We start from the raw sequence: 13,285 nt of genomic DNA on the forward strand, positions 1-13,285 counted from the left end.
GTGCCAACACGCAAAGGGTCCATTCCCGTATAAGGGACGCAAAAACCTGGCATCGCTTTATTCCGTTGCGCGGCCCGGCGAAGGCTCTGGGACGCGAAAACGGCATTTATGGTGGCGAAGTTTGCCATAACCGTGGCCATTTGGCGTCTTTCTCAAGATCGACGCGCAATGATCGTTCCCACGCTCCTGCGTGGGAATGCAGCCCGTGACGCTCCGCGTCACTGGACGCGGAGCGTCCCCGAAGGCATTCCCACGCAGACGGTTCGACGCCTTGACGTGGGAACGATCAGTGTCACTGTTCGACCTGGCTCCACTGCTTGTTCAGCCGTTTGTCGGAGATCGGCACTTTCGTCCCCAACTGTTGGGCGAACAGCGAAACCCGATACTCCTCCAGCCACCAGCGATACAGCTCGAGCTGCGGATCGCGTTTGCCTTCCTGCGCATGCTTGGCCGCGCGGGTCTGGTATTGCGTCCAGAGCCCGGCGAGCTCGCCGCTCCACACCCGATCCTTCTGCACCTGCGCGCCCAGTTTCTCGAAACGCTGCTCGACCGCTTTCAGGTAGCGCGGCAATTCCTTGAGCCAGAGCATCGGCGTTTCCCGCACGAACCCCGGATACACCAGATGACTGAGCTGCAGCTTGATGTCGTTGAGCGCCACCGCCTGAGCCAGGTCGATCTTGCCCTTGAAGCGTTTTTGCAGGCCGTGCCAGAGCTTGAGGATTTCCAGGGTCAGACGTGCCAAGCGCTCGGCGTGCTCGGTCCAGCTGCCGCGCTTGCGCTCGGCCAACGCGGCCAGACCCGCGCCATCACGCGGCAACGGGTCTTCGCCGTCGAGAATGCAGCTGTCGAGGCTGGCCAGCAGAATGTCTTCGACCAGTGCATCGACCCGACCCAGTTCGCGGTAGAGCAGGCCCAGTTCGGTCAGGCCCGGCAACTTGCCGCGCAGGAACTTGGCCGGTTCCGCCAGCTGCTGCATCAACAGACGTTGCAAGGCGCGGCGGTGCTGGAACTCGGCTTCGGCCGGGGTCGAGAAGCGCCCTTCCTTGACCGTGCCGCCCTCTTCCACCAGCGCCGGATAGACCGTCATCGACAGCCCGGCAATCTTCTGCTGCGTCTTTTCCGCCACCGGCGCGAAGACCTTGGCCTCCACCGGCTGCTGGCTTTTCGCGCTCTGCGGCACGGCCAAAGCAGCCTGGCTGGCTTCGGCGAAACGTGCGGTCAGCTCGGCCAGATCCCGGCCTTCGCCAAGGAACTTGCCTTGGCCGTCGACGATTTCCAGGTTCATCCGCAGGTGACTTTCGACTTGCTGCGCCGCTTCGGCCCAGGCTTCATCGCTGACTCGCGCGCCGGTCATGCGCAGCAGTTCGCGGCCCAGCGCTTGCGGCAACGAACCTTCGGTAAACGTCATGCGTTGCAGCGCGGCCTTGATGAAGTCCGGCACCGGCACGAAGTTTTTGCGCAAGGCCTTGGGCAGGTTGCGCACCAGCGCAATGCACTTGGCCTCGATCAGCCCCGGCACCAGCCATTCCAGGCGTTCCGGCGGCAGCATCGGCAACAGCGGCGCCGGCACACGCAAAGTCACGCCGTCGCGTGGGTGATTCGGTTCGAAGTGATAACTCAGGGCCAGTTCCAGATCGCCGATGTGCAGCGTGTCCGGGTAATGCTGCGCGGTGACTTCGCTGGCTTCGCGGGCCAGCACGTCTTCCTCGCGCATGATCAGCAGTTGCGGGTCTTTCTGGCTGTTGACCCGATACCAACTGTCGAACGTCGCGGTCTGGTGAATTTCCGCCGGCAGCCGCGCGTCATAGAACGCGTAAAGGGTTTCCTCGTCGGCGAGAATGTCCCGGCGACGGGCCTTGGCCTCCAGTTCGTCGAGCTGTTCGAGCAATTGCTTGTTGGCGGTCAGGCACTTGGCCCGGGACTGAATCTCGCCCCGCACCAGACCTTCACGAATAAACAGCTCGCGCGAAACCACCGGATCCACCGGGCCGTAATGCACCGGTCGACGACCGACCACGATCAGGCCGAACAGGGTGATCTGTTCGAACGCGACGACCTGGCCGCGCTTCTTCTCCCAGTGCGGTTCGAAGTGGTTCTTCTTGATCAGGTGCCCGGCCAGCGGCTCGATCCAGTCGGCGTCGATCTTCGCCACCATCCGCGCGTAGAGCTTGGTGGTTTCCACCAGTTCGGCAGTCATCACCCACTGCGGGCGCTTCTTGCCGATGCCCGACGACGGGTGAATCCAGAACCGCCGTTGACGGGCGCCAAGATAGTCGCCGTCCTCGGTTTTCTGGCCGATCTGGCTGAGCAGGCCGACCAGCACCGCTTTGTGCAGCTTCGGATAATCCGCCGGCTCTTTATTGAGGCTCAGCTGCAAATCGCGGCAGATCAGGCTCAACTGCCGATGGGAATCACGCCACTCGCGCAGACGCAGGTAGTTGAGGAAATTCTTGCGGCACCAGTTACGCAGCGGGCTCGCCGTCAGCGCCTGGCGCTGCTCTTCAAAACCGCGCCACAGATTGACCAGCCCGGCGAAGTCGGAGTCGGCGTCTTTCCACTGGGCGTGAGCCTGGTCGGCAGCTTGCTGACGCTCCGGCGGACGCTCGCGCGGGTCCTGAATCGACATGGCGCTGGCGACGATCAGCACTTCCTGCAGGCTGCCGAGCTTTGCCGCTTCCAGCAGCATGCGGCCCATGCGCGGGTCCACCGGCAGGCGCGCCAATTGGCGGCCGAGCGGGGTCAGTTGACTGTTGCGATCTACCGCCGAGAGTTCTTGCAGCAGGTTGAAACCGTCGCTGATCGCCTTGCCGTCTGGCGGCTCTATAAACGGGAAATCGGTGATCTCGCCAAGGCGCAGATGGAGCATCTGCAGAATCACCGCCGCGAGGTTGGTGCGCAGGATTTCCGGATCGGTGAATTCCGGGCGACCGAGGAAATCCTCTTCGCTGTACAAGCGCACGCAGATGCCCGGCTCGACCCGGCCGCAGCGACCTTTACGCTGGTTGGCGCTGGCCTGGGAAATCGCTTCGATCGGCAGCCGCTGAACCTTGGCGCGGTAGCTGTAGCGGCTGATGCGCGCGGTGCCGCTGTCGATCACGTAACGGATGCCCGGCACGGTCAGCGAAGTTTCGGCGACGTTGGTCGCCAGCACCACGCGACGACCCGGGTGCGACTGGAAAATCCGCTGCTGCTCGGCCGGCGACAGGCGCGCGTACAACGGCAGGATTTCCGTGTGTTTGAGCTGGGCCTTGCGCAGCATGTCGGCGGCGTCGCGGATCTCGCGCTCGCCCGGCAGGAACACCAGCACGTCACCGGGACTGCGGCGCTCGCTGCGTTCATAGGCGGCGATTTCGTCGAGGGTGGCGAGGATCGCCTGATCGACAGTCAGGTCGTCCTCGACGCGGTTGCCCTCTTCGTCCTGCTCAAGCGTCAGCGGGCGATACCAGGTTTCAACCGGGAAGGTGCGGCCGGACACTTCGACAATCGGCGCATCGTCGAAATGCCTGGAGAAACGCTCCAGATCGATGGTCGCCGAGGTGATGATGACTTTCAGGTCCGGACGACGCGGCAGCAGGGTTTTCAGGTAACCGAGCAGGAAGTCGATGTTGAGGCTGCGTTCGTGGGCTTCGTCGACGATGATCGTGTCGTAGCGTTCGAGGTAGCGATCGTTCTGGGTTTCGGCCAGCAGGATGCCGTCGGTCATCAGTTTGATCAGGGTGTTCGAATCGCTTTGGTCTTCGAAGCGCACCTGATAACCGACCAGTGCGCCCAGCGGCGTGCCGAGTTCTTCGGCAACCCGACTGGCCACGCTGCGCGCCGCAATTCGGCGAGGCTGGGTATGGCCAATCAGACCATGCTGGCCGCGACCGATCTCCAGACAGATTTTCGGCAATTGGGTGGTTTTGCCCGAGCCGGTTTCGCCGGCGATGATCAGCACCTGGTGCTTTTCCAGGGCCTTCTTGATTTCGTCACGCTTGGCCGCGATCGGCAGGCTGTCGTCGTAACGGATCACCGGCAGGCTGGCCTTGCGCGCCAGCACCTGATCGCAGGACGCCTGCATGCGCGCCACCCACTGGGCCAGCTTGGCCTCGTCGGGTTTCTTGCGCAGCTCAAGCAACTGCCGCCGCAGCCGGTGGCGGTCGGCGAGCATGGCGTGATCAAGGTTTTTCAGCAGTTTGTCGATGGAGGGCGATTCGTCGGTCATCGGGTACGCAATTCGGTCGTCTAGTGGCGCAAGGACGCGATTGTCGCAGAAAAGCAGCTACAAGCGGCAAGCTACAAGCCGCAAGTTGAAAGCGGCGTTTGACTTGAGGCTTGTAGCTTGCTGCTTGCGGCTGCTTTATTCGTTATCGAGGCCCTTTCGCCGATACGGAAAGACGTCGATGACTTTCCCCGCCCGAATCGCCTCCTGCAATCCCTTCCAGTAATCAGCGTTGTACAACTCGCCATGCAACTGATAGAACAGTTTGCGCTGCGCCGAATCGGCAAACAGAAACGGCGGAAACTCCTCGGGGAACACATCCAGCGGCCCGATCGAATACCACGGTTCGGAGGCCATTTCATCCTCCGGCGTGCGCGGTGCCGGGATGTGGCGGAAGTTCGCTTCGGTGAGGAAACAGATCTCGTCGTAGTCGTAGAACACCACCCGACCATGGCGGGTGACGCCGAAGTTCTTCAGCAGCATATCGCCGGGGAAAATGTTGGCCGCCGCCAGTTGCTTGATCGCCAGCCCGTAGTCCTCTAGCGCCTCGCGTACCTGGGCTTCGTTGGCGTTGTCCAGATACAGGTTGAGCGGGGTCATCCGGCGTTCGGTCCAGCAGTGGCGGATCAACACCGTTTCGCCTTCCAGCGACACCGTGGACGGCGCGACTTCCAGCAATTCCGCCAGGCACGCCGGCTCGAACTTGCTCAGGGGAAACCGGAAGTCGGCGAATTCCTGGGTATCGGCCATGCGCCCAACGCGGTCGACACTTTTCACCAGTCGGTACTTCTCGATCACTGTGGCGCGGTCGACGTTTTTCGACGGCGAGAACCGGTCCTTGATGATCTTGAACACGGTGTTGAAGCCCGGCAGCGTGAACACGCTCATGACCATGCCGCGCACGCCCGGCGCCATGATGAACTGGTCGTCGGTGTTGGCCAGGTGGTTGATCAGGGCGCGGTAGAACTCGGATTTACCGTGCTTGTAGAAACCGATCGAGGTGTACAGCTCGGCGATGTGCTTGCCCGGCAGGATGCGTTTGAGGAAACCGATAAACTCCGCGGGCACCGGCACATCCACCATGAAATACGAGCGGGTGAACGAGAAGATGATCGACACATCGGCTTCGTCGGTGATCAACGCATCGATCTGAATCCCCCGCCCTTCGCGGTGCAGCAGCGGAATCACCAGCGGCCATTGATCGTCGTTGGTGTAGATGCGCCCGACCAGGTATGCGCCCTTGTTGCGGTACAGCACCGAGGAAAACAGCTCGACGCTCAGCTCTGGATCCTTGCACACCCAGTCCGGCAGATTCTCGCGCAGTTGCGCTTCCAGACGCTGCAAGTCGCCTGGCAGATCGGCATAAGCCTCGCTGAAACGGTAATCGGCAAAGATGCTCGCGAGCATGCCCGATATCTGCCCTTGCGGTTTATAGGTGCGGGTTTGCGCGGCCCGTGCCCGACGCAGGCTTGGCCGGGTGGTGTGGATGAACATGCAGCCGTCGCTGATCAGGTCGTGGCTGAACAGGCCGCAGAAAATCGAGTTGTACCAGGTCTCGGACAGCTCATCGTCGAAGCGCAGGTCGATGATGCTGATGTAGGCGCTTTTCACCAGCGGCCAGCAGGTGACGTCCATCAAGGTGTCCGGCTCGAAATACTCGCGCAGGCGGGCGACGGTTTCACCGACCTTTTCTTCGTAGAGGTTGATCCGTGCCGCCGACGCGGTTTGCGTGTCCTGCCAGCGGGCCTGCTCGAAGCGCTCCCGGGCGCCGTCGGTGATCCGCCGGAAATGCTCGCGGTAATCGTCAAAGCCATCGAGGATCAGGCGGGCGATGTCGGTGGCTGGCCATTGCTGCGGCATAGATGAGACCTCTGCGGGAATTGGAGAATCTGTGCTCGAAGGCCTGAGCTTAGCCACGGAAGCGGGCGCAGGAGAAGCGCAATTTCTGCCAAATTCTCTTGCGGCTTGTACAACGACACAGTTTTTATCAAAGTTTTTTTAATCGACCGTTCGGTCAGTAAACGCCCACTTCGGTTCTCCCTACACTGGGCGCCAGCCCGCGTGTTGTCTGGGTTTCGGATCCAATTCAGCAGCGACATCTCTAGCCTGCGCTTCTGCCCGACTTGTTCATGCCTGTCCATTCCCTACAGCAATTGGCCTTACCAAGATAGTGGCACTTTGATATACAGCCCGCCATCACCCGCCTCACAACAAGATCCTCGGCCCACGAGGACGACCTCTCTCCCCCCAAAGCCCAAGGAGCACATTGATGACTATCCGGAATCTGCGCATCGGTTTGCGCGCCAGTTTGTGTTTTGCCGTTCTGGCCAGTCTGCTGGTGGTGGTTGGCCTGTTCGGTCTGGGCCAGATGAAAACCCTGCGCGAGAGCGCGGCGGTGATCGAAGAATCGTGGATGCCCAGCATAGAAAGCATCCATGACGCGGCGGCGAACATCGCCAGCATCCGCCTCGAATCCCTGCGCCTGATCACCAGCACCCAGGCTGCCGTTCGCGAACGCAGCAAGGGCCTTCTCACCGCGCAACGCCAGGAATTGCTCAAACGCCTCGACGACCACAAAGCCCTGATCGCCAACGATCAGGAACGGGCAATGCTGGATAGCCTGAGCGCCGATACGGCCAAGTACCTGAGCATCCTCGACCAGATCATCAAACAGCTCGACGCCGGACAAAGCGAACTGGCCTACACGCGCCTCAACAATGAACTGGCGCCCCAAGGCAGGGTACTCGACAAAACGCTGGAGCAAATGATCAGCCTCAATCAGCAAGGTGCGGATACCGCCGCCAAGTCTGCTGCGGCGATGTATCAGCAGGCGCTTTGGATCGTCGCCACAATCATCGTCATCGCCCTGATTGCCACGTTGTTGCTGGCCTGGTTGCTGACCCGCAGCATCACCGAGCCGATCAATCAGGCGCTGAACGTGGCACGGCGGATTGCTTCGGGAGACCTCAGTGGTCGCATCGACAGCGAGGGTCGTGATGAAGCGGCGCAGTTGCTCACGGCTCTGGCCGAGATGCAGGGCAATCTGCGTTCGACCATTCGCGGCATCAGCGAGTCGGCCCAGCAACTGGCCTCCGCCGCCGAGGAAATGAGTTCGGTGATGGAACAGAGCACCCGCGGCCTGCAACAGCAGAATGACCAGATCGAACAGGCGGCCACGGCGGTCACCGAGATGAGCACGGCGGTCGATGAAGTGGCCGCCAATGCGGTGTCCAGTGCCGAAGCGTCCGAAGCCTCGAACGAGGACAGCAAGCACGGGCATGTGCAGGTCAGCGAGACCATCAGTTCGATTCAGGAACTGGTCAGTGCCGTGCTCGGTGCATCCGAACAGGCCGAGGGCCTTGCGACCCAGGCCCAGGACATCAGCAAGGTGCTGGAGGTGATTCGCGGCATCGCCGGGCAGACCAACCTGCTGGCGCTTAACGCCGCCATTGAAGCGGCGCGAGCCGGCGAGGCCGGGCGTGGGTTTGCAGTGGTTGCCGACGAAGTCCGCTCGCTGGCCCAGCGCACGCAGAACTCCACCGAAGAAATCGAGCTGATGATCAGCAGCATTCAGCAAGGCACCAGCGCCACCGTCGGCGCTTTGCAAACCAGCGCCGAGCAGGCCAGCCACACCCTGCGCCGGGCCAACAGCGCCGGCCATGCACTGGAGAAAATCACCGCGTCGATCTCGCAGATCAACCAGCGCAACCTGGTGATCGCCAGCGCCGCCGAGCAACAGGCGTTGGTGGCCCGGGAAGTCGACGAAAACCTGGTGACCATCCGCGATCTGTCGACCCAGACCGCTGCCGGCGCCACCCAGACGTCTGCCGCCAGCCAGGAACTGTCACGGCTGGCCGTCGACCTGAACGGATTGGTGACGCGCTTCGTGATCTGATCAGACAATTAAATGCCGGAATAGCGGTTGCCATCGCCGGGGCCCTCGGCAACACTCTCGTCCCGATCAAGGAAGGAGTGGCCCGTGAGCCCTGTCGATATTTTCCGCATGTTGTCGCTGGCTGCCATCTGGGGCGCGAGCTTCCTGTTCATGCGCATCATCGCGCCCGCGATCGGGACGGTTCCGACCGGATTTTTCCGCGTTTCGATTGCTGCCGTCGGCTTGTTGGTGATTCTCGGGCTGATGCGCATCAGCTGGGATTTCAAAGGCAAGCTCAAGACCGTGATGATGCTTGGCGTGATCAACTCCGGCGTTCCGGCCACCTTGTATTCAGTTGCCGCCCAGGTGCTGCCGGCCGGTTATTCGGCGATCTTCAACGCCACCACGCCGTTGATGGGCGTGTTGATCGGCGGGTTGTTCTTCAGTGAAAAACTGACGCTGGCCAAACTCGCCGGGGTGTTCCTCGGCCTGCTCGGGGTGGGCGTGCTGACCCGCGCCGGCCCGGTCGCGTTCGATCTGCCACTGTTGATGGGCGCCGTTGCCTGCCTGCTCGCGACCACCTGCTATGGCTTCGCCGGGTTCCTCGCCCGACGCTGGCTGGATCAGGCCGGCGGGCTCGACAGTCGTCTGTCGGCGCTGGGCAGCATGCTCGGTGCGACCCTGTTCCTGTTGCCGCTGTTCGGTTACAGCATCATCACTCAGCCGCCGGTGAGCTGGGGTGGCTGGAATGTCTGGCTGTCGCTGCTGGGCCTGGGTCTGGGCTGCACCGCGTTTGCCTACATCATTTACTTCCGCCTGCTGAGCTCCATCGGGCCGGTGAAGTCGATGACGGTGACCTTCATGATTCCGCCGTTCGGCGTGTTGTGGGGGGCGCTGTTTCTCGATGAGCCGCTGTCGATGGCCCACTTGTATGGCGGGGTCTTGATCGCGATTGCGCTGTGGCTGGTGCTGAAACCCGCTGTGGTGAAACCGGCAGAAATCACCGCCCGCTGATTCGCAGATGCACAAAGGCCCGGGAGTTTCCTCCCGGGCCTTTTTCATGCGCGGCGGTTACGCCGATTTACGGAACACGAACACCAGACCGACGATGATCAACAGCATCCCCAGCACGCTGAACGCGGCCAGGCGATTGCCGAAGATCAGATAGTCCATCACCGCCGTCACGGCCGGCACCAGATAAAACAGGCTGGTGACATTCACCAGATTGCCCCGGGCGATCAGTCGATACAGCAGCAACGTCGCCAGCACGGAAACCACCAGCCCCATCCACAACACCGGCACGATGAAACCGGCGCTGTGCTCGAAGTGGAACGGCTGAAACGGCACGAAGATCCCGCACAGCAACAGCCCCGCCAGATACTGCACCGGTAGCGTGCCGAGAGGGTTGTCGGTGATGCGCTTCTGCATGATCGAACCGAAGGTCATGCTCGCCAGCGCCAGCAGCCCGAACAACATTCCCGCCAGCGACATCCCGGCCAGACCGATGCCCTGGTAAACCACCATGATCAACCCGGCCAATCCCAACGCCAGCCCAAACATCCGGCTCGCCGAGCGCTGCCGCTCCATGATCACCACCGTAAGGATCGGTTGCACGCCCATGATGGTCGCCATCACTCCGGGCGTGACTTTTAGATCCAGCGCCAGCAGATAGAAGATCTGATAAGCCCCCAACAGCACCACGCCGGTGGCCATCGCGTACAGCATCGGCTTGCCGCCCTTGGGCAGTTTCAGCTTGAGCAACGGCACCAGCAGCACCAGCCCGCACAGGGCAATCACAAAACGGATCAGCAGAAAGGCAAAGGGCGAAGCGTGGGCCAGCCCCCACTTGGAGAAGATAGCCCCGCTGCTCCACAGCAGAACGAACAGGCTCGTGGACGCCGCCGCGAGCGCGGACTTTTTCGAAAGGACAAACATGAATACCACCTGTAGTCAGGCAAATAGCCAACTCAGCCGAAGCTGAAATTCAGTAGGTTTTTCAGGCGGGCACAGGGGTCAGCAGATAACGCTGATCAGCCCGAAACACCAACGCCCGGCGGTGATACGACTGCGCACACCGGCGTGCTACTGACAGGTGGAGGGTAATGACTGATCTGCACAGGCTGCTGATTCCCGCACGGCACGACGCCAGCGTTGACCGCTGAATCGACTACCGCGTTGATGAGGGATGCAGGCATCTGGGCTGATCTTTTTTGAAGGGTTGAAAGGTGAGTCGTGGGACTCACGAGCGCCGACTATAACCAGCGCGGGACATGGATTGCAACGACTTGGACAAAGGGCCAGTAGCGACAGGCAGGAGGCAGGCGCATAGGCTCGTTTGCAATTGCAACGACCATTGATGGGGGACATGGAATGCGCGAGATCATATGCCAAGGGAACGGAATCATCTGCGGTATCAGTTGTACAAATCGCAAGCCAGGAAGCTTGCCCGCCTTGCCACGACTCAACTCCAGATTGACCTGGAGATGGCTGGCCCCACAACGCTTGACCTTTCGAAAGTACGTTTCGAACCCATCGACTCGTTGGCACTGAGTGCTTTTGAGTGTTGGGAGAGCCCACATTTTTCATGGGAAGAAGTCATTGGATGGAAAGCGCGCGAACCTCTCGCTCTCGACATCGCAATCTGGTTTGAATCTGAACTGTGCGGACTTTGCTTCGCCAACCCGAATAAAAGTCGACAACGCATCCGAATCGTACGACTGGAGGGGCGGCCAAGAGAAACACATCCATTGAAAAACCGTGTTGCACCGCTATCCGTTCTGGCAATTGAGCAATACGCCCGCATCATTGGCAGTATTGTGAAAAAAGCTCAAATATTGATCAACCAAGGTGGGAATATGCGCAAAGAAATAAAAAAATCCCCCAGGAAGAAAAAAGCGCATGCAATAAGGGGTGAATCTGATCCGGCGGTTCTGACAGCCAGTCAACGACGGCTCTTACAGATCATTGCAACCGGCACCGCTATCGATGAACCAAGCTTACTTGCTGGCCGTCCCTGATTCCGAAAACAAAAAACCGCTCAAACGAGCGGTTTTTTATGCTTTTAATTCCAGCCTCAACCAAACAGCCAATACCCCAGCAACGTCAACACCACCACCGCCAGCACCGGCCGCATTACGCGGTAGGCCTTCGGATTGCGGCGTTTCCACTGTTTGACCCCACCGCTGAACTTGTCGCTGAAGTTCTTGCTCCACGCGTAAGCCTGGTTGATCCCGCCGACGCGCTCGTCGTCGAGGTTCTGCGGTGCCGTGGCACGGCCCAGCCAGGCGCTGATGAAGCGGTTGATGCGGGTCATGAGGCGATTGCTCAGGGGACGCTCGATGTCGCAGAACAGGATGACGCGGGTCTTGTCGGTTTCGTTCTTGACCCAGTGAACGTAGGTTTCGTCGAACATCACGTCTTCACCGTCGCGCCAGGCGTAGACCTGACCGTCGACGAAGATCCTGCAGTCGTCGGAGTTCGGCGTCGACAGGCCGAGGTGATAACGCAGGGAACCGGCGAACGGATCGCGGTGCGGGTTCAAATGGCTGCCGCCCGGCAACAACGCGAACATCGCGCCTTTGACGTTGGGGATGGCACTGACCAGCGCCACGGTTTTCGGGCACAGGGTTTCGGCCGAAGGCAGCGGTTTGTCGTACCACTTGAGGTAGAAACGCTTCCAGCCCTTCTTGAAGAACGAGCCGAAACCGGCGTCGTTGTTCTTCTCGGCGGCGCGAATATAACCCTCGTCGAACAGGTGCATCGCCTCGTCGCGAATGGTTTCCCAGTTATCGCGCAACACGTCCAGTTCCGGAAACTTGCTGCGGTCCAGATACGGCTTGGACGGCACGCCGGAGAACAGGTACATCAAGGCGTTATATGGAGCGAACAGCGCCGAGTGGTTGACGAACTGACGCAGCACCGGCAAACGCGCCTTGCCGCGCAAATGCACGTAGAGGATGCTGCCCACAAACAGCAGCAACACCGACACCTTGGCGGCTAACGAAAAGGTCATCAACAACTCCTTGAAATAAGACAACGCCACGCCATGTCATTTACCCGAGATGGCGGCCGGCCATGATAAACACTACCGGCTCCGGGAAAAACCCGCCCGACTCAAGATTCAGTGTTAAGAATTGCGCAACAAAGCACTTCTTAACATAACGATCCTGAACCTTGGCTGACCTGAATCAACGCGCCCTTACTGCTGGTTCTCCTGATCGGTGAACAGATCACTGAACAGCATGCTCGACAGATAACGCTCACCAGAGTCGGGCAGCACCACCACAATGGTCTTGCCCTGCATTTCCGGCGTCTCCGCCAGACGCACCGCCACCGACATGGCCGCACCGCAGGAAATACCGCACAGGATCCCTTCCTCCTGCATCAGGCGCAGGGCCATGGCCTTGGATTCGTCATCCGTCACCAGCTCGACCCGGTCAACCATCGACAGATCAAGGTTCTTCGGCACGAAACCGGCGCCAATCCCCTGAATCTTGTGCGGGCTCGGCTTGATTTCTTGACCTGCCAGCGCTTGGGTAATCACCGGCGAAGACACCGGCTCCACCGCCACCGACAGAATCGGTTTGCCCGCCGTATTCTTGATATACCGCGACACGCCGGTAATGGTTCCGCCGGTGCCGACGCCCGCCACCAGCACATCGATGGCGCCATCGGTGTCATTCCAGATTTCCGGGCCGGTGGTTTTTTCGTGGATAGCCGGGTTGGCCGGGTTATCGAACTGAGCGGGCATGAAGTATTTGCCCGTGTCACTGGCTACGATTTCGTTGGCCTTTTCAATAGCGCCCTTCATGCCTTTCGCCGGCTCGGTCAGCACCAGTTCGGCGCCCAGCGCCTTGAGCACCTTGCGTCGCTCGATGCTCATCGAGGCCGGCATGGTCAGCAGCAATTTGTAACCGCGAGCGGCCGCCACGAAGGCCAGACCGATGCCGGTGTTGCCGGAGGTCGGCTCGACGATGGTCATGCCCGGCTTGAGTTTGCCGCTGCTTTCGGCGTCCCAGATCATGTTGGCGCCAATCCGGCACTTGACCGAGTAGCCCGGGTTGCGACCTTCGATCTTGGCCAGAATGGTCACGCCACGGGGCGCGATGCGGTTGATCTGCACCAACGGCGTGTTGCCGATGGAATGGGCGTTGTCAGCAAAAATACGGCTCATGGCTGGGTCCTTGTGCAGCGTTGAATTCAGCCTTCCA

8 protein-coding genes are annotated in these 13,285 nt (G+C 60.6%); 3 read left to right on the plus strand and 5 right to left on the minus strand.

Annotation, left to right across the window (positions count from 1 at the left end; genetic code table 11):
- Window positions 1-292: 292 nt before the first annotated feature.
- Together hrpA and aceK are read right to left on the minus strand one after the other, a co-directional pair.
- Window positions 293-4,204 carry an ATP-dependent RNA helicase HrpA gene (gene hrpA / locus L6D82_RS13130; protein WP_236189471.1) on the minus strand — a complete coding sequence of 1,304 codons (3,912 nt, stop codon included), beginning with the start codon at window positions 4,202-4,204 and terminating at the stop codon, window positions 293-295.
- 135 nt (window positions 4,205-4,339) lie between these two features.
- Window positions 4,340-6,061, minus strand: a complete 1,722-nt coding sequence (aceK, locus tag L6D82_RS13135; RefSeq protein ID WP_236189472.1) for a bifunctional isocitrate dehydrogenase kinase/phosphatase — start codon at window positions 6,059-6,061, stop codon at window positions 4,340-4,342.
- A 409-nt stretch (window positions 6,062-6,470) separates the two neighbouring features.
- Here aceK and L6D82_RS13140 point away from each other — a divergent pair, with 409 nt between their 5' ends.
- Both L6D82_RS13140 and L6D82_RS13145 read left to right on the plus strand, forming a co-directional pair.
- Complete coding sequence (locus tag L6D82_RS13140; RefSeq protein ID WP_236189474.1) at window positions 6,471-8,096, plus strand: methyl-accepting chemotaxis protein; 1,626 nt, start codon at window positions 6,471-6,473, stop codon at window positions 8,094-8,096.
- 84 nt (window positions 8,097-8,180) lie between these two features.
- The gene (locus L6D82_RS13145; RefSeq protein ID WP_236189476.1) at window positions 8,181-9,089 is read left to right on the plus strand and encodes a DMT family transporter; all 909 of its coding nucleotides are present in this window, start codon (window positions 8,181-8,183) and stop codon (window positions 9,087-9,089) included.
- Window positions 9,090-9,146: 57 nt separating this feature from the next.
- Here the strand turns inward: L6D82_RS13145 and L6D82_RS13150 are convergent, their stop codons facing one another.
- On the minus strand, window positions 9,147-10,010 hold the full coding sequence (locus L6D82_RS13150) for a DMT family transporter (protein WP_236189478.1): 864 nt from the start codon (window positions 10,008-10,010) through the stop codon (window positions 9,147-9,149).
- A 548-nt stretch (window positions 10,011-10,558) separates the two neighbouring features.
- Between L6D82_RS13150 and L6D82_RS13155 the strand changes: the two genes are divergently transcribed.
- Complete coding sequence (locus L6D82_RS13155; protein ID WP_236189480.1) at window positions 10,559-11,092, plus strand: hypothetical protein; 534 nt, start codon at window positions 10,559-10,561, stop codon at window positions 11,090-11,092.
- Window positions 11,093-11,148: 56 nt separating this feature from the next.
- On the opposite strand, the gene L6D82_RS13160 is transcribed toward L6D82_RS13155, so the two are convergent.
- Both L6D82_RS13160 and cysK read right to left on the minus strand, forming a co-directional pair.
- Window positions 11,149-12,087, minus strand: a complete 939-nt coding sequence (locus tag L6D82_RS13160; protein WP_085747194.1) for an aspartyl/asparaginyl beta-hydroxylase domain-containing protein — start codon at window positions 12,085-12,087, stop codon at window positions 11,149-11,151.
- Between the two features lie 186 nt (window positions 12,088-12,273).
- Window positions 12,274-13,248: a cysteine synthase A gene (gene cysK / locus L6D82_RS13165; protein WP_085747195.1), complete on the minus strand. Its 975-nt coding sequence runs from the start codon at window positions 13,246-13,248 to the stop codon at window positions 12,274-12,276.
- Window positions 13,249-13,285: the final 37 nt, after the last annotated feature.

Origin of the sequence: Pseudomonas paraglycinae (genome assembly GCF_021601625.1) — a bacterium.
GTDB classification, from domain to species: Bacteria; Pseudomonadota; Gammaproteobacteria; order Pseudomonadales; family Pseudomonadaceae; genus Aquipseudomonas; species Aquipseudomonas paraglycinae.

What these genes read in the sequence shown, in the direction of transcription:
- cysK (WP_085747195.1), bottom strand. Translation starts at nt 13,248, where the DNA reads ATGAGCCGTATTTTTGCTGACAACGCCCATTCCATCGGCAACACGCCG.
- aceK (WP_236189472.1), bottom strand. Translation starts at nt 6,061, where the DNA reads ATGCCGCAGCAATGGCCAGCCACCGACATCGCCCGCCTGATCCTCGAT.
- hrpA (WP_236189471.1), bottom strand. Translation starts at nt 4,204, where the DNA reads ATGACCGACGAATCGCCCTCCATCGACAAACTGCTGAAAAACCTTGAT.
- L6D82_RS13160 (WP_085747194.1), bottom strand. Translation starts at nt 12,087, where the DNA reads ATGACCTTTTCGTTAGCCGCCAAGGTGTCGGTGTTGCTGCTGTTTGTG.
- L6D82_RS13150 (WP_236189478.1), bottom strand. Translation starts at nt 10,010, where the DNA reads ATGTTTGTCCTTTCGAAAAAGTCCGCGCTCGCGGCGGCGTCCACGAGC.
- L6D82_RS13140 (WP_236189474.1), top strand. Translation starts at nt 6,471, where the DNA reads ATGACTATCCGGAATCTGCGCATCGGTTTGCGCGCCAGTTTGTGTTTT.
- L6D82_RS13155 (WP_236189480.1), top strand. Translation starts at nt 10,559, where the DNA reads ATGGCTGGCCCCACAACGCTTGACCTTTCGAAAGTACGTTTCGAACCC.